The 25556-nt window shown below is 72.6% G+C and carries 23 protein-coding genes and 1 pseudogene; 6 read left to right on the forward strand and 18 right to left on the reverse strand.

Features of this window, described 5'->3' with window-relative positions:
* Positions 1-17: 17 nt before the first annotated feature.
* From truB to rimP, 11 genes are all read right to left on the reverse strand, one after another.
* On the reverse strand, positions 18-902 hold the full coding sequence (gene truB, locus IEY61_RS10450; RefSeq protein WP_189042999.1) for a tRNA pseudouridine(55) synthase TruB: 885 nt from the start codon (positions 900-902) through the stop codon (positions 18-20).
* A gap of 131 nt (positions 903-1033) precedes the next feature.
* The gene (locus IEY61_RS10455) at positions 1034-2386 is read right to left on the reverse strand and encodes an MATE family efflux transporter (protein ID WP_189043001.1); all 1353 of its coding nucleotides are present in this window, start codon (positions 2384-2386) and stop codon (positions 1034-1036) included.
* 582 nt (positions 2387-2968) lie between these two features.
* Positions 2969-3178 (reverse strand): DUF6186 family protein, encoded by a 210-nt coding sequence (locus IEY61_RS10460; RefSeq protein ID WP_189043321.1) that lies wholly within the window; start codon positions 3176-3178, stop codon positions 2969-2971.
* Complete coding sequence (locus IEY61_RS10465; RefSeq protein WP_189043003.1) at positions 3178-3585, reverse strand: hypothetical protein; 408 nt, start codon at positions 3583-3585, stop codon at positions 3178-3180. Before IEY61_RS10465 ends, IEY61_RS10460 begins: the two co-directional genes overlap by 1 nt.
* A gap of 65 nt (positions 3586-3650) precedes the next feature.
* Entirely contained in the window at positions 3651-4706 is a 1056-nt protein-coding gene (locus IEY61_RS10470; protein WP_189043323.1) for a DHH family phosphoesterase, read from the reverse strand.
* Between the two features lie 20 nt (positions 4707-4726).
* Entirely contained in the window at positions 4727-5200 is a 474-nt protein-coding gene (gene rbfA, locus IEY61_RS10475) for a 30S ribosome-binding factor RbfA (RefSeq protein WP_189043005.1), read from the reverse strand.
* A 178-nt stretch (positions 5201-5378) separates the two neighbouring features.
* Positions 5379-5672: a DUF503 domain-containing protein gene (locus IEY61_RS10480; RefSeq protein ID WP_189043007.1), complete on the reverse strand. Its 294-nt coding sequence runs from the start codon at positions 5670-5672 to the stop codon at positions 5379-5381.
* Between the two features lie 90 nt (positions 5673-5762).
* Positions 5763-8762, reverse strand: coding sequence for a translation initiation factor IF-2 (gene infB / locus IEY61_RS10485; protein WP_189043009.1), 3000 nt, complete (start codon positions 8760-8762; stop codon positions 5763-5765).
* A gap of 115 nt (positions 8763-8877) precedes the next feature.
* On the reverse strand, positions 8878-9186 hold the full coding sequence (locus IEY61_RS10490) for a YlxR family protein (RefSeq protein WP_189043011.1): 309 nt from the start codon (positions 9184-9186) through the stop codon (positions 8878-8880).
* Positions 9187-9202: 16 nt separating this feature from the next.
* Positions 9203-10246: a transcription termination factor NusA gene (gene nusA, locus IEY61_RS10495; RefSeq protein WP_189043013.1), complete on the reverse strand. Its 1044-nt coding sequence runs from the start codon at positions 10244-10246 to the stop codon at positions 9203-9205.
* Positions 10243-10914, reverse strand: coding sequence for a ribosome maturation factor RimP (rimP, locus tag IEY61_RS10500; RefSeq protein ID WP_189043015.1), 672 nt, complete (start codon positions 10912-10914; stop codon positions 10243-10245). The genes nusA and rimP overlap by 4 nt, the downstream gene beginning before the upstream one ends.
* Positions 10915-11135: 221 nt before the next feature.
* Between rimP and IEY61_RS10505 the strand changes: the two genes are divergently transcribed.
* From IEY61_RS10505 to IEY61_RS10525, 5 genes are all read left to right on the forward strand, one after another.
* Complete coding sequence (locus tag IEY61_RS10505; protein ID WP_189043325.1) at positions 11136-11579, forward strand: hypothetical protein; 444 nt, start codon at positions 11136-11138, stop codon at positions 11577-11579.
* Entirely contained in the window at positions 11579-12019 is a 441-nt protein-coding gene (locus IEY61_RS10510; RefSeq protein ID WP_189043017.1) for a ferritin-like domain-containing protein, read from the forward strand. Before IEY61_RS10505 ends, IEY61_RS10510 begins: the two co-directional genes overlap by 1 nt.
* 66 nt (positions 12020-12085) lie before the next feature.
* The gene (locus IEY61_RS10515; protein WP_189043019.1) at positions 12086-12667 is read left to right on the forward strand and encodes a PadR family transcriptional regulator; all 582 of its coding nucleotides are present in this window, start codon (positions 12086-12088) and stop codon (positions 12665-12667) included.
* Positions 12668-12753: 86 nt separating this feature from the next.
* On the forward strand, positions 12754-13467 hold the full coding sequence (locus tag IEY61_RS10520; protein WP_189043327.1) for an ABC transporter ATP-binding protein: 714 nt from the start codon (positions 12754-12756) through the stop codon (positions 13465-13467).
* Positions 13464-16184, forward strand: a complete 2721-nt coding sequence (locus tag IEY61_RS10525) for an FtsX-like permease family protein (protein ID WP_189043021.1) — start codon at positions 13464-13466, stop codon at positions 16182-16184. The genes IEY61_RS10520 and IEY61_RS10525 overlap by 4 nt, the downstream gene beginning before the upstream one ends.
* A gap of 25 nt (positions 16185-16209) precedes the next feature.
* Here the strand turns inward: IEY61_RS10525 and IEY61_RS10530 are convergent, their stop codons facing one another.
* The 3 genes and pseudogenes from IEY61_RS10530 to IEY61_RS10540 form a co-directional block, all read right to left on the reverse strand.
* Positions 16210-16923 (reverse strand): VIT1/CCC1 transporter family protein, encoded by a 714-nt coding sequence (locus IEY61_RS10530; RefSeq protein WP_189043023.1) that lies wholly within the window; start codon positions 16921-16923, stop codon positions 16210-16212.
* A complete protein-coding gene (gene map / locus IEY61_RS10535) occupies positions 16920-17777 on the reverse strand; it encodes a type I methionyl aminopeptidase (RefSeq protein WP_189043025.1) in 858 nt (285 codons plus the stop codon). The genes IEY61_RS10530 and map overlap by 4 nt, the downstream gene beginning before the upstream one ends.
* A 133-nt stretch (positions 17778-17910) precedes the next feature.
* A pseudogene (locus tag IEY61_RS10540) lies at positions 17911-18297 on the reverse strand (ATP-binding protein); the annotation flags it as partial.
* A gap of 560 nt (positions 18298-18857) precedes the next feature.
* Here IEY61_RS10540 and rox point away from each other — a divergent pair.
* Positions 18858-20285 (forward strand): rifampin monooxygenase, encoded by a 1428-nt coding sequence (gene rox, locus IEY61_RS10545; RefSeq protein WP_189043329.1) that lies wholly within the window; start codon positions 18858-18860, stop codon positions 20283-20285.
* 283 nt (positions 20286-20568) lie between these two features.
* Here the strand turns inward: rox and IEY61_RS10550 are convergent, their stop codons facing one another.
* From IEY61_RS10550 to pcaF, 4 genes are all read right to left on the reverse strand, one after another.
* Positions 20569-21069 (reverse strand): DUF456 domain-containing protein, encoded by a 501-nt coding sequence (locus IEY61_RS10550; protein WP_189043027.1) that lies wholly within the window; start codon positions 21067-21069, stop codon positions 20569-20571.
* Between the two features lie 90 nt (positions 21070-21159).
* The gene (locus IEY61_RS10555; protein WP_189043030.1) at positions 21160-23385 is read right to left on the reverse strand and encodes a putative bifunctional diguanylate cyclase/phosphodiesterase; all 2226 of its coding nucleotides are present in this window, start codon (positions 23383-23385) and stop codon (positions 21160-21162) included.
* A gap of 3 nt (positions 23386-23388) precedes the next feature.
* Complete coding sequence (locus IEY61_RS10560) at positions 23389-24207, reverse strand: SAM-dependent methyltransferase (protein WP_189043032.1); 819 nt, start codon at positions 24205-24207, stop codon at positions 23389-23391.
* A 102-nt stretch (positions 24208-24309) separates the two neighbouring features.
* Positions 24310-25512 (reverse strand): 3-oxoadipyl-CoA thiolase, encoded by a 1203-nt coding sequence (gene pcaF / locus IEY61_RS10565; RefSeq protein WP_189043034.1) that lies wholly within the window; start codon positions 25510-25512, stop codon positions 24310-24312.
* Between the last annotated feature and the right edge of the window lie 44 nt (positions 25513-25556).

Raw genomic sequence — 25556 nt, forward strand, 5'->3', positions numbered from 1 at the left:
GGCCGTCGGGGCTGCCGTCAGGCCGGGGCCAGCACGATCTCCGCGCGGGCCCGGCCGGCCCGCTCGCTGACGATAGCGATCAGCCCGCCGGCCGGATCGAAGACCGCGTACGGCCCGGGAAGGCCGACCGGGTCGAGCGGCCCGCCGTGGGACAGCACCTTCGCCTCGTCCGCGCTGGCGTCCCGGCGCGGGAAGAACCGTTGCGCCGCGACGGCGAGGGGCAGGTCGACCAGATCGGGCGCCCGCCGCTCCAGTTCGTCGAGGGTGACGGCCTCCGCCAGCCGGAAGCCGCCCACGGCGGTGCGCCGCAGCGCGGTCAGGTGCCCACCCACACCGAGCGCGCGGCCCGCGTCCCGGGCGATCGCCCGGATGTACGTGCCGGTGGAGCAGGCCACGTCGATGTCGACGTCCACCACGTCGGGCTGCTCGCGCCGGATCGCCAACACCTCCAGCCGGGAGACGGTGACCCGGCGGGCCGGCAGTTCGACGTTCTCCCCCTCGCGGACCCGCTTGTACGCGCGCTGCCCATCGATCTTGATCGCGCTCACCGAGCTCGGCACCTGGTCGATCTCCCCGGTCAGCGCGACCAGCGCCGACCGGACCGCGTCCTCGGTGAGCCCACCGGCAGGCGTGGTGGAGATCACGTCACCCTCGGCGTCGTCGGTGACGGTGGCCTGGCCGAGCCGGATGGTGGCGCTGTAGCTCTTGTCCGCACCGATCACGTATGTCAGCAGGCGGGTGGCCCGGCCCACGCCGATCACCAGCACCCCGGTGGCCATCGGGTCGAGGGTGCCGCCGTGCCCGACCCGGCGGGTACGCGCGAGTCGACGGACCCGCGCCACGACGTCGTGCGACGTCACGCCGCCGGGCTTGTCCACCACGATCAGACCGTCTCCGCTCACGACGTGCAAGCCTGCCAGACCGTTTCCGACCGTTGAGCACCGCCACGGCCGACGGCGAAACGGGATGCGCCTCGTGGTGGTCGCCTGCGACGATGGACCACCGGTGCGGGCCCCTCCACAACCAGGTCTGATCACAGGTTGGCGCCGCCGACGCGGGACTCGGTGCGGACCGCGCCGGTCACCGCCCAGGCGCCGGTGCGCAGCCGCAGCAGCAGGGCCACCAGGCGGATCACGATGAACAGCATCAGGCCGGCCCAGATACCGCCCAGGCCCAGATCGAAGGCGTGGGCGAGCCAGATCGCCGGCAGGAATCCGCCCAGCGCGCCGGCCATCGTGAGGTTGCGCAGGTAACGGATGTCACCCGCGCCGATCAGCACCCCGTCGAGCGCGAACACCACCCCGGCCAGCGGCAGCATCGCGACGAACCAGGGCCAGGCGACCAACGCCTGCTGATGTACCGCGGAGTCGGAGCTGAACCAGGTCGGTACGACTCCGGCACCGACCGCCGCCAACACGGCGAACGCCGCGCCGCAGGCCGCGCCGAGCCGGCCGATACGCCGGGCCAGCGCGCGGGCTCCCACCGCATCGTCGGCCCCGAGCGCGGCCCCGACCAGCGCCTGCGCGGCGATGGCCAGCGCGTCGAGTACCAGCGCCGCGAAGAACCAGAGCTGCACGGCGATCTGGTGCGCACCGACCGCAGCGGCACCGAACCGAGCGGCGACCGCCGTGGCGGACAGGAAGCTGGCCTGGAAGGCCACCCCCCGGATGAGCAGATCGCGGCTGAGGACCAGTTGCTGGCCGATGACCCGGGGGCGGGGGCGAAGCGCCACCCGTTCGGCCACCAGCGCGGCGGCGAAGAGCACTCCGGAGAGGGTCTGCGCGATGACGTTCGCCACCGCGGAGCCGATCAGCCCCATGCCCACCGGATAGACCAGCACCGGGCACAGCACCGCGGAGAGCAGGTTGGGGCCGACCACGAAGAGCAGTGGACGGCGGGTGTTCTGCACTCCGCGCAGCCAGCCGTTCCCGGCGGCGGCGAGCAGCAGCCCCGGAGCACCGAACGCGGCGATCCGCAGCCACTCGGCGGCGGCGAGGCCGATCTCGCCGCCCCCGGCCAGAGCACCGGCCAGGGCGCCACCGCCGAACTGCATGCCGATCACGACCAGCACGCCGACACCGAGGGCCAGCCAGGAGGACTGCACGCCCTCGGCCACGGCGGCGGCGCGGTCACCCGCGCCGAAGCGACGGGCCGCCCGTCCGGTCGTGCCGTACGCGACCACGGTGCCCAGCCAGGCGGTCAGGGTCATCACCGTGCCACCGACGGCCACGGCGGCCAACGGGACCCGGCCCAGATGGCCGACGACCGCGGTGTCGACCAGGACGTAGAGCGGCTCGGCGGCCAGGACCACGAGGGCCGGCAGGGCGAGCGCGGCGATCCGACCGGGCGAGGCGACCCGGTCGACGGCGGCGGTGGGCTGGCTCATCGCCGCCGATGGTGACACGCGAGCGGTAAGGGGAGCAAGCTGATGCGCTACTTACCCGTCGAAGGCTCGCGTCGCTCGTTCAGCCGAGGCTCGCGTCGCTCGTTCAGCCGAGGCTCGCGTCGCTCGTCAACGTGAAGGAAGGGACAAAGCCGGCGGCGCGGACCGGGTTGGTCGGATGGCCGGCGCAATGCCGTACGCGCTCCGACAGCTCGACGTCACCGCCGACCGGTCACGGTCACTGACGGGTGTCCATGGAGGTCTGCAGGGCCCGGCGGGCCTGCTCACGGGCCTCGTCGGTCGGCTCCGGCTTGGGCTTGGCGGACATGGTGGACCCCTTTCCAGGGCGCGCGGCGGCACGTCACGGGCGGTGTTTCGACGGATGCCCGGAACCTGCTCAGGGGTCGCCGGAGCGATGGCTGGGCGGCGTGGGTGACCCGGATCGGTCGCCCCCTGGAGAGAAGCAGCGCCCAGGTATGGCTCCGCTCCTGACCTGTATCAAAGCAACGTCGGCCGATTCCCAAGCTATCGTTCAGGTCCACATGGTGCGCGCCGTTCCCGCCATCTGGACAAATCTGGTATCGGTCACCGGGCCAGGAAGTGCCAGCCCACCCACCACCAGAAACCGAACATCCCGATCCGTCCGACCGGCACCGGGCCGACCTCGTACCGCAGCACGTAGGCGCAGACCTCGCCCAGGGTCGGGATCCGCGAGCCCTCCCGCCGGGCCAACCACTCGACCAGACCGAACAGCGCCAACCCGACCAGGAAACCGCCGATCGCCAGTGCCCGCATCATCGCCGCACCAGCCCCCAGAACGCCGACAGCCACACCAACCAGGCCGCAGAGCGGACCAGCCGGTCCTCCAGCAACGGATCGGCCAGCCGCGAGAAGGTGGGGAAATCGTCACCGGCCGACGCGAAGAAGGTGGCCCCCTCGAAGATCCCGAACACCAGCACCGGGAGGGTCCACCAGACCGCACCCGAGCTCAGCCGTCGCGGCGCCGGACGGCGCGGCACCCGGTTGCTCAGTCCGAGCCAGATGAGCACCCCACCGGTGCCGAACACGTAGAGGTTCGCCTCGGTGGAGAAGGACGAAAAGCGTCCCCCGACCAGGGAGAGGGCGACGAGCACCGGTACACAGACAACCGGACGCTCCCAGGTGCGGGGTGCCTCGACGGTCAGATCGTGGGGCTGCTCCATCATCCGATTGTCCCCGTCCTGCGCCACCGCGGAAACGGCAACACCCGCGGCGACGGCCAGTGATGTCAGCCGCGCCGGTCGGCGCCACCACCCGGGGCGGGCACCGCCAGCTCGACCCGGATTCGCTCGACCACCTCGTCGACGGTGCCCCGACCGGTGAATCCGGCGGCGAGCCGATGCCCGCCACCGCCCAACGCGACGGCCACCCGGCTGACGTCCGTCGCCCCCTTGCTGCGCAGGGAGACCGCCCACTCCCGCGGACCGGTCTGTTTGACGACGCAGCTCACGTCCGCCTCGGCGGTGCACCGCACCGGGTCGATCAGGGCCTCCAGCACGTACGGTCGCTGCTCGTGCCGGGCCAGGTCGTCCAGGGTCGCGTACGTCCACACCAGGCCGTGCCCGGTGGCGGCCTCGGGCTCCAGCCGAGCCCGGCCGAGCACCTCGCCGAAGAGGCGTACCGCCCCGAACGGGCGGCTGTCGAAGACCCGCCGGGAAATGTCGCCCGGCCGGATCCCGGTGGCCAGCAGACGGGCCGCCATCTCGTGCACCGCCGGGGTGGTGGCGTCGAACCGGAACGAGCCGGTGTCCGTGCTCAAGGCCACGTACAGACATTCGGCGATGCCGGCGTCCAGCGCCACCCCGAGCCGGGCCAGTAGTTCCTCGGCCACCACCGAGGTCGCCGCAGCGGCCGGATCGACCAGGTTGACGTCGCCGAAGCCGGTGTTGGAGGCGTGATGGTCCAGCACCAGCGCGGTACCCGGGCCGGCCAGCCGGTCGGCCAGCTCACCGAGGCGCGAAACGCTCGCCGCGTCGAAGCAGATGACCAGGTCCGGTGCCGGGTCGGCCGCGGCGGCCGGCACCAGCAACTCCAGACCGGGCAGGCCGCGAAACGGCTCGGGCACCTCCGGCGGGTCGGGGAAGGTCGCCTGGATCTGCCGTACGCCGAGCCGACGCAGCCCGAGCCCAAAGCCCAGCATGCTGCCCAGCGCGTCGCCGTCGGGGTTGACATGGCAGACCAGCAGCACCCGACCGTCGGGCGGCAGCCGACGCACGGCCGCCACGGCAGCGTCCCAGTCGTCGTCGGTAGGGCCGGTCACGATCGCCGGTTCCGCCTCGGTCAGGGTGCTGCCGGGGAAGGCGGTCACCGCTGCTCCCCGCCCCGGGCACCGTCGGTGTCGGTCTCCTGCGCCTCCTCGGTCTCCTCCAGCCGGTACGGCTGGGGCGCACCGGCGTACTCGGCCTTGGCGGCGAGACGTTGCACCTCGGCGTCGGCATTGCGGGCCGCGGCGAGCAGGTCGTCGATGTGCTTGACCTGGTCCTGCACGTCGTCGAGGACGAAGGTCAGGGTCGGCGAGTGGCGCAGGCCGAGCGCCTTGCCGACCGTGCTGCGCAGCATTCCCTTGGCGCTGTCCAGTGCGGCGGCGGTGCCCGCCTGGGCCGCCGCGTCGCCGAGCACGGTGTAGAACACCGTGGCGTCGCGCAGGTCGGCGGTGATCCGGGCGTCGGTGATGGTGATCATGCCGAGCCGGGGGTCCTTGATCTGGCTCCGCACCACCGACGCGACCAGTTCCCGCACCCGCTCCGCGTGCCGGCGTACCTTGGCCGGATCCGTCATCTCCGTCACCTCCACGGGCTCCCGCTACCGGCCAGGACCGGCGACGCCGACGTCACCGGAGCCAGCCGTGCCCCAACACCTCGAACCCTACCCGCGCCGCACCTTCGCGTGTGCGGGCGGCCGGCGCGCCGGCCGGTACCGGGCGGCACCGGCCGAACAGCGGCGTCGCCTGTCGTGGTCAGTCGTCCGCGCCGTACAGCCGGCGGCGCACCGACAGCAGTTCGATCTCCGGCCGCCCCGCCACCAGGCGTTCGCAGGCGTCGAGCACCTCACGGGCGTGCCCCGGCTCGGCGGCCACGACCGCCACGCCCAGCTGCGCTCGCCCGTGCAGGTCGAGCGCACCCACCTCGGCGGCCGAGACCTCGAAGCGGCGCAGTGCCGCCACGATCGGCCGTACGTACGATCTCTTGGCCTTCAGCGACCGGGAATCGCCGGGCAGCAGCAGGTCGAAGGCAGCGGTTGCGATGTACATCGTCTGCGGACACTACCCGTCCGCTCCAGACGATCAAGGGGTTTACGCCTTCCGGCGTAAACCCCTTGATCGGTATTGCCTACCGCGAGATCAGGCGCGCGCCTTCTCCCGCATCTCGAAGGTCTCGATCACGTCGCCGACCTGGACGTTGTTGAAACCACCCAGGGTCAGACCGCACTCGAAGCCCTCCCGGACCTCCGTCGCGTCGTCCTTGAACCGCTTGAGCGAGCTGATCGTGAGGTTGTCCGCCACGACCGTGCCGTCGCGCAGCAGGCGCGCCTTCGCGTTGCGCCGCATGATGCCCGACCGGACGATGCAGCCGGAGATGTTGCCGATCTTGGACGAGCGGAAGACCTCGCGGACCTCCGCACTGCCGAGCTCGACCTCCTCGTACTCCGGCTTGAGCAGGCCCTTGAGCGCCGCCTCGATCTCCTCGATGGCCTGGTAGATGATCGTGTAGTACCGGATCTCCACGCCCTCGCGGTCGGCCATCTCGCGGACCTTGCTGGAGGCCCGCACGTTGTAGCCGATGATCGTGACCGGCTCGGACGAGGCACTCGCGAGCATGATGTTGCTCTCGGTGATCGCGCCGACGCCCCGGTCGAGGACCTTGAGCTGGACCTCCTCGGGGATGTCGAGGTTGAACAGCGCGTCCTCCAGAGCCTCCACCGAACCGGAGCCATCGCCCTTGAGGATGAGGTTGAGCGACGTCTTCTCGCCCTCCTTGAGCTGCTCCATGAGCGTCTCGAGGGTGGCCCGGCCGCGGGAGTTGGCGAATGCCGCCGCCCGCCGCCGCGCCTGGCGCTGCTCGGCGATCTGCCGCACCGTGCGGTCATCCGCCGCGGCGAGGAAGGTGTCGCCCGCGCCCGGCACCGCGGTCAGACCGAGAACCATGACCGGACGTGCCGGACCAGCCTCGGTGACCTGCTTGCCGTTCTCGTCGAGCATCGCCCGGACCCGGCCGTGCGCCCCACCGGCGACGATCGAGTCGCCCGCCCGCAGGGTGCCCTTCTGCACCAGCACGGTCGCCACCGCGCCGCGGCCCTTGTCCAGGTGCGCCTCGATGGCCACACCCTGCGCCGGCCCGTCGGTCGGAGCGGTCAGCTCCAGCGACGCGTCGGCGGTGAGCAGCACCGCTTCGAGGAGGCTGTCGATGCCGATGCCCGGCTTCGCGGCCACGTTGACGAACATGGTCTCGCCGCCGTACTCCTCGGCGACCAGGCCGTACTCGGTCAGCTGCTGGCGGACCTTGTCCGGGTTGGCCTCCGGCTTGTCGACCTTGTTGACCGCGACCACGATCGGCACGTCCGCCGCCTTGGCGTGGTTGAGCGCCTCGATGGTCTGCGGCATCACGCCGTCGTCCGCCGCCACCACCAGGATCACGATGTCGGTCACCTGCGCACCACGAGCACGCATCGCGGTGAACGCCTCGTGACCCGGGGTGTCGATGAAGGTCACCGCCCGGTCCTCGCCCTCGTGCGGGACGTGGACCTGGTAGGCCCCGATGTGCTGGGTGATGCCACCGGCCTCGCCCGCCACCACGTTCGCCTTGCGGATCGCGTCGAGCAGCTTGGTCTTACCGTGGTCGACGTGACCCATGACGGTCACCACCGGAGCCCGGCTGACCAGGCGATCCTCGGTCACCTCGGCGTCGAGGTCGATGTTGAACTGCGCGAGCAGCTCGCGATCCTCGTCCTCCGGGCTGACGATCTGCACGTTGAAGCCGAGGTGCTCACCCAGCAGCAGCAGGGTTTCGTCGGAGCAGGACTGGGTCGCGGTGACCATCTCGCCCAGGTTGAACATCTCCTGGACCAGCGAACCCGGGTTGGCGTTGATCTTGTCGGCGAAATCCGACAGCGAGGCGCCACGAGAGAGCCGGATCGGCTGCCCCTGACCCCGGGGAGCACCCGAGCTCATGGTCGGGGCCGACAGGTTGTCGAACTCCTGTCTGCGCTGCTTCTTGGACTTGCGGCCACGGGTCGGCTTGCCACCCGGACGCCCGAAGGCACCCGCAGCGCCACCGCCACGGCCACGGCCACCGCCACCCGGACGGCCGCCGCCAACGGGTCCACCCGGCCGGAAGCCACCGCCGGCGCCACCGCCACCGGGACCACCGCGGTAACCACCGCCGGCACCGGCACCGGCACCGGCGCCACCGCCACCGGGGCCGCCACGGTAACCGCCACCGCCACCGCCACCGGGACCACCGCGGTAACCACCGCCACCGCCACCGCCAGCGCCGCCGGGACGACCGGTGCCCGCGCCGGGACGACCGGCACCCGGACCACCCGGGCGTCCGGGCCGCTGGCTCGGCATCGAGGCCGGGCTGGGCCGCGGCGGCATCGAAGCCGGGCTCGGCCGCGGCGGCATCGAAGCCGGGCTCGGCCGGGGACCGCCGGCACCGGCGGCCGGCGGACGCTGCTGCTGGCTGCCCTGGATGCCGAACGGGTTGTTGCCGGCGCCACGGGCCGGCGGACGGCCCGTCCGGCCACCCGGACCGGGGTTGGGCCCACCGGGCCGGCCCGCAGCCGGGGAACCCGGACGGGGCGGCATGGTGCCGGGGCCCGGCCGGGGACCCGGACGGGCGGCGCCGTCGGCCGGGGGTTCCCGGCGGACGTTCTCGCGCTGCTGCTGGCGGGCGGCCTGCGCGGCCTTGACCGCGGCCTCCTGCTCGGCCTTCAGCGCGGCGGCACGCGCCTCGGCGGCCGCCACTTCGATGTCGTGGGCACTCGCCGGCTTGGCGACCGGGGCCGCCGCCGGCGGCGGACCGGGCAGCGGGGCCTTCGGCTTCGGCCCGGGCACCGCCGGACGCCGGGGCGGCGTCGGCTTTGCCATGATCCGGGGCTCACCCGGGGTCGGGGGCGGGGTCGGCGCGGCCGACGGAGCCGGGACGGCCGACGGCGGAGCCGCCGACGCACCAGAGCCGCCAGAGGCGACGAACGCGCTGCGCAGCCGCCGGGCGACAGGCGCCTCGACGGTGCTCGATGCGGACTTCACGAACTCGCCCATTTCCTTCAGCTTGGCGAGAACGGTCTTGCTTTCGACCCCGAGCTCTTTTGCAAGCTCGTGTACGCGGGCCTTGCCTGCCACTGCACTCCTCACTCCGAGGTCGTGCGGGCAGCACCCGCAGCGACCTCACTCGTGCACTTGAAGCCTGGTCATTTCTGGGACTTCATCGTGTGCTCATGTCGGTCGTCCTACCTTGCTAGCGACCCTCGCCCGGTCGGTTGACCGGACGTGGTGGTTGACGCGTCAGGTACTCCGCGAGGGCCTCGTCACGCGGGACCCCGGCGACACGCAGCGCACGCCCGAAGGCGCGACGCTGTAGTGCCTGCGCGAAGCAGGCCGGATCCGGGTGCATGTTCGCTCCCCGACCCGGCAGCCTGCGGGCCGGATCGGGTCGGAGGCTGAGATCAGCCTCCTCTTCGACCGCGACGATCCGCAGTAGGTCACTGGCCGGCGCGCGCCGTCGACAACCCACACAGGTGCGCTCCGGCTGCGCGCGTCGTGCCACTGTTGGGAGTCTACCCCTAGCTGCCCGACACCGCGCCGCCCGGTTCCCGGACCTGATCAGCTTCCGGTTGATCGGCGGGAGCGGCCTGTTCCGCGTCCGACCGGATGTCGATCCGCCAACCGGTCAGTCGGGCGGCAAGCCGGGCATTCTGCCCTTCCCGCCCGATCGCGAGCGACAGCTGGAAATCCGGGACCGTCACCCGGGCCGCGCGGGCGGCCAGGTCGACCACCTCGACCCGCAGCGCCTTGGCCGGAGAGAGCGCGTTCCCGACGAAGGTCGCCGGATCGTCCGACCAGTCGATGATGTCGATCTTCTCACCGTGCAGCTCGCTCATCACCGCCCGGACCCGCTGTCCCATCGGGCCGATACAGGCACCCTTGGCGTTGACGCCGGCTGCCGTCGAGCGCACCGCGATCTTCGTACGGTGGCCGGCCTCGCGCGCGATCGCGGCGATCTCGACCGTGCCGTCGGCGATCTCCGGCACCTCCAGGGCGAAGAGTTTCTTCACCAGGTTGGGGTGCGTACGGGACAACGTGATCTGCGGGCCACGCATTCCCTTGGCCACGTGCACGACCACAGAGCGGATCCGTTCCCCGTGTTGGGGGCGCTCGCCGGGCACCTGCTCGGACTGCGGCAGCACACCCTCCAGCTTGCCGAGGTCGACGGTGACGATGCCCTTCTCCGCACGTGCCTCGTGCGCCTGCACCACCCCGGTGACCAGGTCGCCGTCGCGGCCGACGTACTCGCCGAAGTGCACCTCGTCGGTGGCCTCCCGCAGCCGCTGGAGGATCACCTGCTTGGCGGTCATGGCCGCGATCCGGCCGAAGTCGTGCGGAGTGTCGTCCCACTCCCGCACCACGGCACCCTCGGTGTCCACTTCCTGGGCGCAGACCAGGGCCGCGCCGCTCTTGCGGTCGATCTCCACCCGGGCGTGCTGCTGGGCGCCCTCGGTGTGCCGGTACGCGGTCAGCAGCGCGGTCTCGATCGCCGCGAGGATCGTGTCGAACGGGATCTCCCGCTCACGCTCGAGTGCGCGCAGCGCCGCGAGGTCGATGTTCACCTCTCCTCGTCCTCCACATCGTCATCGTCGTCGAGGTCTTCTGAATCGGGCAGTTCGTCGAGGCGGCTGAATTCGATCTGCACCCGGCCCGGACCGAGATCCGGGTAGGTCAGCTCCGTACGCTCGGTTTCGGTCTCCAGCACCACGCGCTCGTCGTCGGCGGCAATCACCCGCCCGGCGACCTGCCGGTCACCCGCCGGCCGGTCACCCTGCGGCGCGGACGGCGTCCCCGCGCCCCGGACCGTCACCCGGACCAGCCGGCCGACGTTGCGTCGCCAGTGTCTGGGCAGGGTCAGCGGGCGGTCCACGCCCGGCGAGCTGACCTCCAGTTGGTACTCCCCGGCGACGATGTCGCCGCCGCTGTCCTCGGCGGCGTCCAGCGCCGCCGAGACCGCCCGCGAGACGTCGGCCACCGCGTCCAGGTTGATCCCGCCGTCGGCGTCGACGATCACGCGTACCACGTGCCGACGACCGGCCCGGGACACGGACAGGTCCTCCAGGTCGTAACCGGCGCCGTCGACCACCGGCGCGATCACCGAGCGGAGCCGTTCGCGACGGGCGGTGAGATCACCCCGCGGCGCCGGGCCGGAGGAAGTCTGTGCGCCTCGCGGAGCCTGGCCGCCACGGGAACGCCCCGTCGTTCTGGTGGCACGGCCACGCTGCGTCATCTCAAGAGACCTTTCCGCTGCTCGCCGGCGACCATGCCGGCACGCCACCGGTGCGGACGCGCCGGTGGCTGTGCAGAGCGTAACGCGCCGGCCCCGGGACGGCCCCGGCGGCGCACCGACGCCACCGCCGGACACGGGCGGTGGCGATGGTGTTCACTTGTCCGGTGGTGATGGGCAGAACGACTCGCCGGAACGGCACATCCGAGATTTCCCGACGGGCGGTGCTGGGGGTCGGCGCGCTGCTGGCGCTCGGGGGCGCCGCCGCGCCGCTGACCGGTTGTGGTCTCCTCGACCGCGACGAACCCCCGGCACCCGACCCGCTCGCTCCGATGATCGACGAGGCGCTGCGGCTCGCGGCGGGGCTGCGGGCGGCCGCCGGCACCCACCCCGACCTGGCCGACCGGCTCACCCCGCTCGCCGAGGCGCACGAAGCGCACGCCGCGGAGCTCGCCCGGGTCACCGGCACCGCGCTCCCGTCTGAGCCGGCCGCCCCCTCCGGCGCGCCGGAGGCCGACAAGGCCGCCACGTTGACCGCGCTGCGGCAGGCCGAACGGACCGGCCGGGACGCGGCGTCGAAGGCCTGCGCCGAGGCGCCCGCCGACCGCGTCGCGCTGCTCGGCTCGATCACCGCCGCACGCGCGAGCCACCTGGAGGCGCTCAAGTGATGACCGCACCGTCCGACGCCGGCGAGGCACTCGCCCAGGCGTTGACCGCCGAGTACGCCGCCATCTGGGCCTACGGCCCGATCGGGGTACGCCTCTCCGGCGCCGAGCGCAAGGCCGCCGCCACGGCGGAGGCGGCGCACCGCGGCCGGCGGGACGCCCTGGTGGTGCAGTTGAGCAACGGTGGTGGCAGCATCCCGCCGGACCGGGCGGGATACGCGCTGCCCTTCCCCGTGACCGACCGGGCCAGCGCGCTACGACTCGCCGTGCAGGTGGAGGAGCGCACGGCGGCGTTCTGGCGGGCGGTGCTGCCGACCAGCGCCGGCGCCGAACGCGATCGGGCCCTGGCCGCCCTGGTCGAGTACGCGGTGCGGGCGACCCGTTGGCGGCGCAGCGCCGGGATCAGCCCGCTGACGGTGGCCTTTCCCGGCCGCCCGGGTTGAGGTCTACGACACCCGGCTGCCGGCCACGGTTGCGGCCGGCATACCAGGTATGCATACTCCGGTGCCATGTCCATCCGCCACGGCCTGCTCGCCCTGCTCGAACGCGGGCAGATGTACGGCTACCAGTTGCGAGCCGCGTTCGAGGAGTCGACCGGCTCGACCTGGCCGCTGAACATCGGACAGGTCTACACCACGCTGTCCCGGCTGGAGCGGGACGGGCTGGTGCGTTCGCTGCCCGAGAGCGAGGCCGGGCAGCGGCCGTACGAGATCACCGATGCCGGGCGGGCCGACCTGGCCCTGTGGTTCGCCACCCCGATCAGCCGGACCGATCGTCCCCGGGACGAGCTGGCGATCAAACTGGCGTTGGCGCTGACCACACCCGGGGTCGACGTACGTGCCGTGGTGCAGACCCAACGCACCGCCACCATGCGCGCGTTGCAGGAGTTGACCCGGTTGAAGTACGCCAGCGACCGCCCCGAGGACCTGCCCTGGCGGTTGGTGCTGGACGCGATGATGTTCCAGGCCGAGGCGGAAGTGCGCTGGCTCGACCACTGCGAGACCAGCCTGGTGCGACACCGCCCCCCGGCGCCCGGCCCGGCGCCCAGCTCCGAGGCGGTGGGTCGCAGTGGTGAGGAGGCCCGACGGTGAGCGCACTCAGCGGCACGGCGCCGGCCGCGCCGGACCCGGCCGCCACGACCGGCGCGGGCAGCCCGGACGATCCGCCGGCCGACGCCGTGCTCGACCTGCGTGACGTGCACCGCACCCACGGCAGCGGTCCGGCCGCCGTGCACGCCCTGCGGGGCGTCAGCCTGGTCGTGCGTCCCGGCGAACTGGTCGCCGTGATGGGCCCCTCCGGCTCCGGCAAGTCGACCCTGCTCACCCTGGCCGGCGGGCTGGACAGGCCGACCGCCGGCCAGGTGTACGTCGAGGGGCAGCCGCTGCACGCGCTGCACCGCAGAGACCTGGCCCGGTTGCGCCGTCGCCGGATCGGCTACATCTTCCAGAACCTCAACCTCATCGGCGGGCTGACCGCCGTGGAGAACGTCGCGCTTCCCCTCGAACTCGACGGCGCCGGCGTGCGCCGGGCCCGCCGGCTCGCACAGGACGCGCTGACCGAGGTGGGCCTGACGGAGCTGGGTGACCGGTTCCCGGACCAGCTCTCCGGCGGCCAGCAGCAGCGCGTCGCGATCGCCCGGGCACTGGTGGGCGAGCGCCGCCTGGTCCTGGCCGACGAGCCGACCGGGGCGTTGGACTCGCAGACCGGGGAGGCGGTGCTGCGCCTGCTGCGCCGCCGGGTCGACGAGGGGGCCGCCGGGGTGCTGGTCACCCACGAGGCACGCCACGCCGGCTGGGCGGACCGGGTGGTGTTCCTGCGCGACGGAGTGGCCGTCGACTCGACCGCACCGCTGGCCGGCGTCGAGGCCCTGCTCGCCGGCAGCAACCGGTGACTGGCACCCCGCACCAGCGTTCCCGGCGGGGCCGGCTGGCTGAGGCCGCCGGATCGTGGCGGGCGGCGCTACGCATCGCCCGCCGGGAGGCGAAGCGGGCCCGGGGACGTACCGCCCTGGTCCTGGCCATGATCATCCTGCCCGTGCTGGCGCTCACCTTCGTCGCGGTGAGCGCGGACATGTCCCGGCTGACCCCGGCCGAGCGGCTGGACCGCCGCCTCGGTGTGGCCGACGCGGAGCTTCGGACGGTGGGTCGCGGCCCGGTGTGGCAGTCCGCAGACGGCGGCGACTGGGCGTCCGACGACAGCGAGGCCATCGTCGAGCAGGTCAGCGCGAAGCAGGTCGAGGCCCTGCTGCCAGCGGGTAGCCGGGTCCTGCCGATCATCCGCTGGCTGCCGTTTCCCGCCTGGGACGGTCAGCGGTTCCGGGGCGCTGTCACCGCCAGCGTGATCGACCTCACCGACCCGCTCGGCCGCGGGGTCGTCCGGGTCCATGCCGGTCGGGTGCCGGCCGGCCCCGACGAGATCGTGGTGAACCCGGCCGCCCAACGGAGGCTCGGCGCCGACCTCGGCGATCGGCTCACCGGGGAGAACGCGCGCAGTTGGACCGTCGTCGGCGTGGTCGAGCTTCCCGACGAACTGAGTCCGGGTGTGATCCTGCACCCCACCGGGGCGTCACCACCGGAAACGCACGGCGAGCGGGTGTACCTCGCCGATCTGCCCGGGCCGATCACCGACGACCTCTTCCGTCACCTCAATCGCCACGGTGTCGTGGTCGCCGCCCGGGTGCCCGCGCCGCCCGCGCTGGCCGCTCCCGGGCCACCGTCCTGGGCGCTGGACCTGGAAGATGTCGGCACCAGCGTGCTGGTCGCCGGGCTCGGCCTGCTCGAGGTGGTGCTGCTGGTCGGCCCGGCCTTCGCAGTCGGCGTACGGCGTCGGCGGCGCGAACTCGCGCTGGTCGCGGTGGCCGGTGGCGACGCCGCGCAGCTACGCCGGGTGGTGCTCGCCGACGGCGTGGTGCTGGGCTGCGCCGGCGCCGCGGCCGGCATCGCGCTCGGGGTGGTCACCGCGTTCGCCGGCCGGCCGCTGATGGAGCAGTTCATTTTCCAGCACCGCTTCGGCGGGTACCGCGTCTGGCCGGCGGCCCTGGTCGTGATCGCGCTGGTCGCGGTGCTCGCCGGGGTGCTCGCCGCCCTGGCGCCAGCGTGGACGGCCGCCCGGCAGGACGTCGTGGCCGGGCTCGCCGGCCGACGGACCCCACCGCGGCGCTCGCGCCGGTGGCTGGTCATCGGCGTGCTCCTGGCCACCGGCGGGGCCGGGGTGGCCGCCCTCGGCGCGGTGGTGACCTCACAGTCGGTGATCCTCGCCGGGCTGGTCGTGGGCGAACTCGGACTGGTCTGTGTCACCCCGACGCTGGTGGGTCTGCTGGCCCGGCTCGGCCGGGTCCTCCCGCTGGCACCCCGCATCGCGTTACGCGACGCCAGCCGCAACCGCTCGTCGGCGGCGCCGGCCATCTCCGCGGTGATGGCCGCGGTGGCCGGCAGCGTCGCCCTCGGTCTCCTGCTGGCCAGCGAGCAGACCCGCAACGCCGAGCACCACCTGCCCTGGCTGCCGAGCCACAGTCTGCTGATCACCGTCGCCGATCCGGCCGGTCCGGAGACGCCCGATCTCGCCGCGATCCCCGAAGCGGCCCGACAGCACCTCGGCGCCGAGGCGGTCGCCCCGCTGGTCGAGGCCGGCTGCCGGTCGCCGTTGGAACCCTGCCTGGTCACCGCGCAGATGCCCGCCGAGCGGGCCTGCCCGTGGCGAGCGGACGAGCCACTCAGCGCGGCCGACCAGCGCCGGGCCCGCGCCGACGCCCGTTGCCAGGACCCGCCCGACGACCACCTCACCATGTACCCGCGGGTGATCGTGGACGACGGATCCGCGCTGCCGATCGTCACCGGGGCGGCACCCGACGAGGTCGCCGCCGCGCGGGCCACGCTGCGGGCCGGCGGGGCGGTACTGACCGACCGTCGCTACCTGGTGGACGGGCAGCTCAAGCTCAGCGTCGAGCGTGATCCGGAGCAGCCGGTACGCGACACGGACACGGTGGCGGTGCCCGGCCACGTTCTGGACACCGGACTCGGCACCGACTGGCTGCTGCTGTCCCCCGCCGCAGCCGAACGGCTCGGCCTCACGGCCCGTCAGATCGGCTGGGCGTTCAGCGTCGACGAACCTCCCGAAGGGCACCAGCACGACCAGTTCCACGCCGCGACCCGCTCGCTCGGAGTGCTGCTGGTGGACACCTCGGACGACTGGGGCTCCCGCGACGCCACACCGCTGCTGCTGTTGCTCGCCGGGGTGTCCGCGCTGGTCACCGTCGGCGCCGCAGGGATCGCCACCGGTCTCGCCGCGGCGGAGGGACGGGCCGATCTCTCCACCCTCGCCGCGGTCGGCGCCGGTCCGGGCGTACGCCGTCTGCTGTCGCTCTGCCAGGCCGGCGTGATCGCCGTGCTCGGCTCGGCGCTGGGCATCATCGCCGGCTTCGCCGCGTCGGTGATCATCCTGCTCTTCACCAATCAGCGGTACGCCGAAGGCTGGCCGATCGTAGCCCCGTACCCGATGGTGGTTCCCTGGCTCACGCTCGGCGTGCTGGTCGTGGTGCCCCTGGTCGCGATGCTCGGGGCGGCGCTGTTCACCCGCTCCCGGCTACCGGTGGAACGCCGCCTGGACTGACCCGATCGGACGGAATGCCCGAATGTCAGAGAGCGCCCTGGACGCCGATGAGGGCGCCGACGAAAAAGGTCGCAAGGGCGGCGGCGGCGCCCAGGAGCAGTTGACGCAGGCCGCCGGTCCACCAGCGGCGGTTGGTGAACCGGGAGACGACCGCACCGGCGACGAAGAGCCCGAGCCCGCCCACCGCCAGGGCCAGTGCCAGGCTGGTCGCGCCGAACAGGTACGGCAGCAGCGGCACCAGCGCGCCGAGGGAGAAGCAGAGGAACGAGGAGATCGCCGCGGCCCACGGGTCGGGGTGCTCGTCCGGGTTGACGCCCAACTCCTCCTGGATGTGCATCCGCAGGGCCAGCTCCGGCTTCTCCCGGACCGCCTCGGCGACCTGGACGGCGAGGTCCTTCGGCAGGCCCCGAGCGGCCAAGAGCTCGGCCAGTTCCCTGGCCTCGGCCTCGGGGTGCAGCTCCAGCTCGCGCCGTTCCTTGGCCACCTCGGCGGCGATCTGCTCGTTGGCCGACCGGACGCTGGTGTACTCCCCGAGCGCCATCGAGATCGCGCCGGCGACCAGGCCGGCGGTGCCGGTCAGCACGATGTTGCGCGGCGAGACGCCACCACCGCCGACCCCCGCGATGAGGGCGATGTTGGTGACCAGGCCGTCCATCGCGCCGAAGACGGCCGGCCGCAGCCAGCCACCGGACACGTCCGCGTGGTGCGACTCCCGAAGCGCCGCCGGTGTCCCGGTCACGGCAGCGTCAGGATCTCGTGGCCGTCCTCGGTCACCAGGACGGTGTGCTCGAACTGGGCCGTCCACTTCCGGTCCTTGGTCACCACCGTCCAGCCGTCGTCCCACAGGTCGTACTGGTAGGTGCCGAGGGTGATCATGGGCTCGATGGTGAAGGTCATGCCCGGCTCCATCACGTCGGTGGGCCGAGGGCTGTCGTAGTGCGGCACGTAGAGCCCGCTGTGGAAGGACTCGCCGATGCCGTGGCCGGTGAAGTCGCGCACCACGCCGTAACCGAAGCGCTTCGCGTACGACTCGATGACCCGGCCGATCACGTTGATCTGCCTGCCCGGTGCGACCGCCCGGATGCCCCGCATCATGGCCTCGTGAGTCCGCTCGACCAGCAGCCGGGCCTCCTCGCTGACCTCGCCGACGCAGAAGGTGGCGTCCGTGTCGCCGTGCACCCCGTCGAGGTAGGCGGTGACGTCGACGTTGATGATGTCGCCGTCGGCCAGCACCGTCGAGTCGGGGATGCCGTGGCAGATCACCTCGTTCAGGCTGGTGCAGCAGGACTTCGGGAAGCCCTTGTAGCCCAGCGTCGACGGGTAGGCACCGTGGTCGACGAGGAACTCGTGGACCACCCGGTCGATCTCGTCCGTGGTCACGCCGGGCTTGCAGTGCTCACCGGCCAGCTGCACCGCCTGGGCGGCGAGCCGGCCCGCGACGCGCATCCGCTCGATGATCTCCGGAGACTGCACGTGCGATCCCTGCCAGGGGCGGGGCGCCTTCTTGCCGACGTACTCCGGTCGCGGGATGTGGGCGGGCACCGGCCGCCACGGAGAGAGCGTGCCTGGGGTCAGCGGCGCACGGACGGTCATGCGACAAGCCTATCGCCGATCGCCGGAGGGCTCCCATCACCATCCGTCGCCGGGGGTTGTCGCCCACACCCCGGGCACTGTGTCAAGCGCCGGTCTCGGTGAGCAGCGCCGGCTGAGTGGAGGCTGAGCCCGTTCAGGGGTCGAGCCGCCGGCGCAGGGTCACCTCCGTCCCCTCAGGGGTACGGCTGACCGACAGCTCCCCGAGTGCCCGGATCAGCGACAGGCCCCGGCCCCGGAAACCCGACCCGGTCGACTCCCGCCACCGGCCGGTGTCCCGCACGGTCGCCACCACCACCCGGTCCGCCACGCTCACCTCGACACCGATCGTCGGTTCCGCCGGGTCGACCGGGTGCTCGATGGCGTTCGCCGCAGCCTCGGAGACCGCCACGGTGAGGTCGAACAGGTCGCTCTCGCTCACCTCGTGGGCGACGAGGAACTCCTCCAGCCGCTTACGCAGCACGCCCAGCCGCATCGGATCGGCCGGCAGCCGCAGCATGAACCGGTCGAGTTCGGCGGCCTCGGCCAGGGCCCGCAGCCGGCGCTCACTCGAAGGAGTGCCATCGCCCGTACCGGACGGATGGCCTCCGTCCGTACTCGCCTGGGCCGAGTTCATGCAGCCTCCCCGGCCACGTCCACGACGCGCCCGATCACCAAATGCCGTGTTCCGCCTTCTACCCCGGCCGATCAGCAACGTAACGCGTCAAGCTCGCCGGACGCTGGTTGGCACCTGCGGTCGATCACCGGACCCACGGCTGCACTTCGCTCTCGGTCACGCCCCACCGGTCACCGAACATCTGTCTGCCACTACGCATGGCCCAGCACGTGGGTTGCGTCGGCTCGCAACGAATCGAAAAGCCCCGCAGTTCCTGCGGACCGGCGGCGGATGAGCAATGGGCAGGAAGGAAATCAACATCTCCCTGCCACCTCTAACGTATACCGCACCAGGGGCCTTGCGGCAAGACCCGGGTAATGCCGCAGAATCTGCGACCGGAGCGCCGCGACCTGCAGAATTCAAACTCGCGAGAGCACGCGGCCGGCATCGCACATAAGCAACTGACCGAAAAACAATGGGGGTACGGCATGTACGACGTGATCATTGCCGGCGGGGGGCCGACCGGTCTGATGTTGGCCGGCGAGTTGCGGCTGCACGGCGTACGCACGCTCGTGCTGGAGAAGGAGACCGAGCCGACCCGGTACGTCCGCGCGCTCGGCCTGCACGTACGCAGCATCGAGGTGCTGGACCAGCGCGGCCTGCTGGATCGGTTCCTCGCGCTCGGCCGGCGGTACCCGGTCGGCGGTTTCTTCGCCGCCATGGAAAAGCCCGCGCCCGACCGGCTGGACACCGCGCATGGTTACGTCCTCGGCATTCCGCAGACCGTCACCGACCGACTGCTGGCCGAGCGGGCGGCCGAGGTCGGCGCGGAGATCCGGCGCGGGGGCGAGTTGGTCGGGCTGGCCCAGGACGAGGGCGGGGTGACCGTGGAACTGGCCGACGGCACCCGGTTGCGCTCGCGCTACCTGGTCGGCTGTGACGGCGGACGCAGCACCGTACGCAAGCTGCTCGGCGTCGGCTTTCCCGGCGAGCCCAGCCGGGTCGAAACCCTGTTGGGCGAGATGGAGGTGGCCGTGCCGCCGGAGACGGTGGCCGCCGTGGTGACCGAGGTCCGCGCGACCCAGAAGCGGTTCGGCGTCGGGCCCGTCGGCGACGGGGTGTACCGCGTCGTCGTGCCCGCCGAGGGGGTGGCCGCCGACCGTGCGGTCCCGCCGACCCTGGCGGAATTCAAACAGCAACTACGGGCGTACGCGGGCACCGACTTCGGTGTGCACTCACCGCGCTGGCTTTCCCGCTTCGGCGACGCCACCCGGCTGGCCGAGCGTTACCGGGTCGACCGGGTGCTGCTGGCCGGCGACGCGGCGCACATCCACCCACCGACCGGCGGGCAGGGGCTCAACCTCGGCCTCCAGGACGCGTTCAACCTCGGCTGGAAGCTCGCCGCCGAGGTGGCGGGCTGGGCGCCGGAGGGGCTGCTGGACAGCTACCACGCCGAACGACACCCGGTCGCCGCCGACGTGCTGCACAACACCCGCGCGCAGATGGAGCTGCTTTCCACCGAGCCGGGCCCGCTGGCGGTGCGACGGCTGTTGTCGGAGCTGATGGACTTCGAGGAGGTCAACCGGTACCTGATCGAGAAGATCACCGCGATCGGGGTCCGCTACGACTTCGGCGCGGGGCACGACCTGCTCGGCCGACGGATGCGCGACGTACGCCTGAAGGGGGGTCGCCTCTACGAACTGACGCACGCCGGCCGTGGCCTGCTGCTCGACCAGACCGGTCGGCTCTCGGTCGCCGGCTGGGCCGACCGGGTCGACCACGCCGTCGACGTCAGCGAGGAACTGGACGTACCCGCCGTGCTGCTGCGCCCGGACGGCCACGTGGCCTGGGTCGGCGACGACCAGCAGGATCTGCTCGCCCAGCTGCCCCGGTGGTTCGGCGAGGCCGCCGACTGATCTCGCCGGCGCGAAACGCGCTACTGGGTGCACTTCTTGTTGTGGGAGCGACAACAAGTGCACCCAGTGCAGGGCCCACCTGGGTGCCACGGTCGGGGGAATTGCGTTGCCGGAGGGTCCGGCGTACCCCATTCTTGAGCTTGTGACCAGGCCCGATCGCGACGGGCCGACCGGGCCCTCGGAACGGCCCGGCAGCCGCGGCGGCGCGGGGAAGCGTCACCTCTCTCTCGGGCACGGCGTCGCGCTCTGCCCTGACTCCGCCCCGCGCCGCCCGCTGATCACCTCAGGTCAGCACCAGGCCGGCCAGCCAGAGCACACCGATCATCACCCCGGAGAGGAACTCGATCAGCATCGACAGTCCGGCCGCGGCGACGGCCCGCTTGGTCGCCGGCCAGGCCAACCCGCTGTCACCCAGCCGCAACCGTTCCATCAGGAAGATGCCGCCGACGAAGCCGATGACCAGCCCGACGACCGGGATGACGAAGAAGCCGACCAGGCCGAGCAACGCCCCGACGAGCAGCGTGGTGGTGGGTACGCCGGCCCGTTTGAGGTTGCGGCCCGGCCAGGCGTACTTGACCACGGTGCCCCCCAGGGCGACCGCGGTGGCGGCCGCGAGCACCAGCCAGCGGCCGGCACCGGCGTCGCCGAACAACGCCCAGACCAGTACGCCGCCCCAGCACAGCGGCAGCGCCGGCAGGCCGGGCACCACCACCCCGGCCAGCCCGGCGAGGATGGCCAACGCGGTGATCACGGACACCACCGTGCCGGTCTCTGTCAGACTCACGTCGGCTTCCCATCCGATCGTTGCGGTTGTTAAGAAGGGGCCCTTCCTCTACCGCAGGCGTTAATAGGGGGCCCTTCCTTACCCGCCGCCTTACCCGCCGTTCAGGCGGGTTTTGATCGCGTCGGCGGGTTCGGGTGGGCCGAACAGGCGGCCCTGCGCGGTGTCGCAGCGTAGCGCCCGCAGCCGCTCGGCCTGCACCTCGGTCTCCACCCCCTCGGCGGTGACCCAGAGTCCCAACGCGTGGGCCAGCCGCACCAGGGCGTCGACGATCCGCTCGTCGCGGTGGTCGGCGATGTCCGGCTCGTCGCCCCGGATGCCCTCGACGAACGGCGCGGCCAGCTTCAGGGAGGTGATCGGCAGCCGCCGCAGGTACGCCAGGTTCGAGTACCCGGTGCCGAAGTCGTCGATCGCCAGCCGTACGCCGAGGGCGGCGAGCCGGTACAGCGTCCGCAGCGGCTCTTCCGCGGAGCCCATCACCGCGCTCTCGGTCAGCTCCAGTTGCAGCAGTTCCGCCGGCAGTCCGCTGCTGGCCAGGGTGTCGACCACGGTGTCCACGATCGCCGGGGCGTCGGCCTGGCGGGCGGCCAGGTTCACGCTGACCACCAGCCGGGCGTCGGGAAACTCGGTGTGCCACCGCTGGGCGTCCCGGCAGGCCTGGCGCAGCACCCACTCGCCCAGCCGGACGATCAGGCCGGTCTCCTCGGCCAGCCCGATGAACCGGTCCGGGCCGATCAGCCCCAGCTGCGGGTGCTGCCAGCGGACCAGCGCCTCGACCGCCAGCATCCGTCCGTCCAACAACGACACGATCGGCTGGTAGTGCAGCACGAACTCGCCCCGATCCAGCGCCACCGGCAGCCCGGCGACCAGGGCCGACCGGGCGATGTCCCGGGCGCTGCGCTCCGGGTCGTAGACCGCCCACCGGCCCCGGCCCTGCGCCTTGGCCCAGTACAGCGTGGTGTGCGCAGCCTTCATCAGCTCCGCCACGCTGGTGCCGACGTGCTCGGAGTCGACGATGCCGATGCTGGCCGAGACCATGAGCTGCTGGTCGTCGACGAACACCGGAGCGGAGACCGCGGCCAGCACCGCCTCGGCCACCGCGATCACGCCGTCGACCCCGGCGTCGCCGTCGACCAGGATGACGAACTCGTCGCCGCCCATCCGGGCGACCAGGTAACCGTGCTCCGCCACGCAACCGGCGAGCCGTCGGGCGATCGCCACGAGCAGCCGGTCGCCGAGGTCGTGGCCGAGGCTGTCGTTGATCGCCTTGAACCCGTCGAGGTCGAGGAAGCAGAGCCCGACCCGGCCCGCCGAGCCCAGCAGCCGCCCCAACGTCTCGAAGAACAGCGTCCGGTTGGGCAGATCGGTGAGCGGGTCGTGCAGCGCCTGGAAGCGCAGCCGGCGTTGGAGTTCGTACCGCTCGGTGATGTCCTTCGCCACGGCGACGGTGAACCGGGGCCGCCCGTCGTCGTGACGGATCAGGGAGACCGCCAGGTCGGTCCAGACGGCAGTGCCGTCCTTGCGGTGGTACCGCTGCTCGACCCGTACGCTCTCGCGCTTGTCCTCGACCAGTTCCCGGTAGAGTTCCGACATCCCGGCCGCGTCGTCGGGGTGGAACAGCGACGCGACGTCGAGCCGCCGCAGTTCCTCGATCGGGTAGCCGAGCATGTCGGCGAAGGCCTGGTTGACGTCGATGATGCTGCCGTCGACGTCGGCGATGCCGATGCCGATCGCCGCCCCGCTGAAAACGGCTCGGAAGCGGGCCTCGCTGTCCCGCAACGCCTGTTCGACGGTGTCCCGGGCCTGCCACGCGGATCGGGCGATCCGCTCCTGGTGGACGAAGGTGCGGTCGCGCAGCGCCCGGGCGAAGCCAACGGCCAGGCCGCCCTGCGCAGCCGCGATCCGCCCACCGAGCCCGGCCACCTCGGCGGACCCGGCCACCTCGGCGGGCCCGGCCACCTCGGCGGACCCGGCCACCTCGGCGGGCCCGGCTGCCTCGACGGACCCGGCTCGCCGGCAGAGCACCCGGGCCGGAAACCGGTCGGCGAGGGCATGTACCGACCATTCGATCATTGCCGGCTCGGTCAGGTTCGTCTCGACCATGGCCCGGCCGACCTCCTCCGCCACCGACGCCACCGGCTCGTCGGCGAGCAGGGCGTCGGCCAGCCGGAGGGTTTGCGCCAGCAGCAACCGTTCGGTCTCGGCCGCGCTCAACGGCACGAATCCGAGCCGGCGTACGGCCCGGGCCCACTCGGCCGCGTAGCGCTGGGCACCGGACCGGTCGACGGCGTTCCCGCCGGCTGCGTCGACCCCGGACATCGGTCAGTCCGCGGGCCGGTCGTACCGGGCCACGCCGCCGAAGGCCCCGAACCGCTGCGCGTCGGCGGCGACCTCGGACGGCGAGTCGGGGCGCCACAGCTCCATGTGCACCACCCCCGGCTCGACGAGCGTCCAGTCGCCGAAGAAGCCGGTGATCTCGGCGCGCGAGCGGAGGGTGATCTCGGTGGCGGTACGCGCCGACAGTCGCTGCGCGTCCAGCATCTCCTGCGGCTGGTCCTCGAAGGTGGAGTGGGAGATGACCAGATGGCTGCCGGGCACGGCGGCGGCCCGCAGGATCGCCATGATGTCTGCGGGACGGTCGGCGTCCGGAACGAAGTGGACCACGCCGGCCAGCAGGATGCCCAGCGGCCGGTCGAAGTCGAGCAGATCCAGCCGGCGGGCCTCGGCCAGGATCCCTTCCGGGTCGCGCAGGTCGGCGTGGATGACGCCGGTCAGGTCGTTGTCGGTCAGCAGTTCCCGGCTGTGCGCCACCGCCACCGGGTCGATGTCGACGTAGACCACCCGGGCCTTCGGGTTCGCGGCCTGGGCGACCTCGTGCACGTTACCCACGGTGGGAATGCCGGAGCCGATGTCCAGGAACTGGTCGACGCCGGCGTCGAGCAGCACCCGCACGGCACGGCGCAGGAAGTCCCGCCCGGCCCGCATGGTCGCCGGGAGGTTCGGCGTCATGGCCGCGATCTGCTCGGCCAACTGCCGGTCGATCTCGAAGTTGTGGGCACCGCCCAGGAAGTAGTCGTACACCCGGGCCGCGCTGGGCCGGGAGAGGTCGATCTCGGTGGGAAGTCCGTCCGGCATCTGCACTGGTGCACCCCAAGTCGTCGCCGCGGATCGTGTGACGCTGCCCACTCTAGGCCGCCACCTCACGCGACGGGAGATCCGGCCGGACGCTTCCGGCCGGGCCGGTCAGGCCGCCTCCAGCAGCAGCGAGATGCCCTGCCCCACACCGACGCACATGGTGGCCAGCGCCCGCCGCCCACCCCGGCGGCGCAGTTCCAGTGCGGCGGTGAGCGCCAGCCGCGCGCCGCTGGCCCCGAGCGGATGCCCCAGGGCGATGGCGCCGCCGTTCGGGTTGACGTGCTCGACGTCGGCGGGCAACCCCAGTTCCCGCAGCACCGCGACGGACTGGGCGGCGAACGCCTCGTTCAGCTCGATCACGTCGAGGTCGGCCAGGGTCAGCCCCTGTCGGTCGAGCAGCCGGCGGGTCGCCGGGACCGGACCGATGCCCATCACCCGGGGCGGCACGCCGGCGGTGGCCGCGCCGGTGACCCGGGCCAGCGGGGTGAGCCCGTACGCCGCGACCGCCGCCTCCGAGGCGACCAACAGGGCCACCGCGCCGTCGTTGACGCCGGAGGAGTTGCCGGCGGTCACCGTGCCGCCGTCCCGGAACGGGGTGGGCAGCGCGGCGAGCTTCTGCAGCGAGGTCTGCCGGGGGTGCTCGTCGATCTCGACGAGCCGCGTCTCGCCCCGGCCCGCCGGCACGGTCACCGGCACGATCTCCTCGGCGAACCGGCCGTCGGTCTGGGCCTTGGCGGCACGCAGCTGCGAGCGGTACGCGAACTCGTCCTGGGCGAGCCGGTCGACGCCGTACTCCGCGGCGACGTTCTCGGCCGTCTCCGGCATCGAGTCGATGCCCCAACCCCGCTCCATCAGCGGATTGACCAGCCGCCAGCCGATCGTGGTGTCGTACATCCCGGCGGTCCGGGAGAAGGCGGTGGTCGCCTTCGGCACGACGAACGGCGCCCGGCTCATGCTTTCCACGCCGCCCGCGACGATCAGGTCGGCCTCTCCGGCGACGATGGCGCGGGCGGCGGTGGCCAACGCGTCCAGGCCGGAGCCGCAGAGCCGGTTGACGGTGCTGCCGGAGACCTCCTCGGGCAGCCCGCCGAGCAGCGCCGCCATCCGGGCCACGTTGCGGTTGTCCTCGCCGGCCTGGTTGGCGCAGCCGAGAATCACGTCGTCGGTACGCGACCAGTCCACGGTCCGGTGGCGGGCGACCAGCTCGCGGATGACGTGCGCGGCCAGGTCGTCGGGGCGTACGCCGGCCAGCGCACCGGCGTACCGGCCGATCGGGGTGCGGACACCGGCCACCAGGTATGCCACGGTCATCGCGAGTCCTTCGGGGGTGGGAAGGTCGGGGGCGGCGTCCACCG

Origin of the sequence: Micromonospora sonchi, assembly GCF_014646235.1 — a bacterium.
Taxonomy (GTDB): Bacteria; Actinomycetota; Actinomycetes; order Mycobacteriales; family Micromonosporaceae; genus Micromonospora; species Micromonospora sonchi.

Excerpts from the sequence above, each read along its gene's own strand:
- IEY61_RS10455 (WP_189043001.1), bottom strand. The coding sequence starts at position 2,386 with ATGAGCCAGCCCACCGCCGCCGTCGACCGGGTCGCCTCGCCCGGTCGG.
- rox (WP_189043329.1), top strand. The coding sequence starts at position 18,858 with ATGTACGACGTGATCATTGCCGGCGGGGGGCCGACCGGTCTGATGTTG.
- map (WP_189043025.1), bottom strand. The coding sequence starts at position 17,777 with ATGACCGTCCGTGCGCCGCTGACCCCAGGCACGCTCTCTCCGTGGCGG.
- rimP (WP_189043015.1), bottom strand. The coding sequence starts at position 10,914 with ATGACGCAGCGTGGCCGTGCCACCAGAACGACGGGGCGTTCCCGTGGC.
- rbfA (WP_189043005.1), bottom strand. The coding sequence starts at position 5,200 with ATGACGGATCCGGCCAAGGTACGCCGGCACGCGGAGCGGGTGCGGGAA.
- pcaF (WP_189043034.1), bottom strand. The coding sequence starts at position 25,512 with ATGACCGTGGCATACCTGGTGGCCGGTGTCCGCACCCCGATCGGCCGG.
- IEY61_RS10460 (WP_189043321.1), bottom strand. The coding sequence starts at position 3,178 with ATGCGGGCACTGGCGATCGGCGGTTTCCTGGTCGGGTTGGCGCTGTTC.
- IEY61_RS10555 (WP_189043030.1), bottom strand. The coding sequence starts at position 23,385 with ATGTCCGGGGTCGACGCAGCCGGCGGGAACGCCGTCGACCGGTCCGGT.
- IEY61_RS10515 (WP_189043019.1), top strand. The coding sequence starts at position 12,086 with ATGTCCATCCGCCACGGCCTGCTCGCCCTGCTCGAACGCGGGCAGATG.
- IEY61_RS10510 (WP_189043017.1), top strand. The coding sequence starts at position 11,579 with ATGACCGCACCGTCCGACGCCGGCGAGGCACTCGCCCAGGCGTTGACC.
- IEY61_RS10465 (WP_189043003.1), bottom strand. The coding sequence starts at position 3,585 with ATGGAGCAGCCCCACGATCTGACCGTCGAGGCACCCCGCACCTGGGAG.
- IEY61_RS10480 (WP_189043007.1), bottom strand. The coding sequence starts at position 5,672 with ATGTACATCGCAACCGCTGCCTTCGACCTGCTGCTGCCCGGCGATTCC.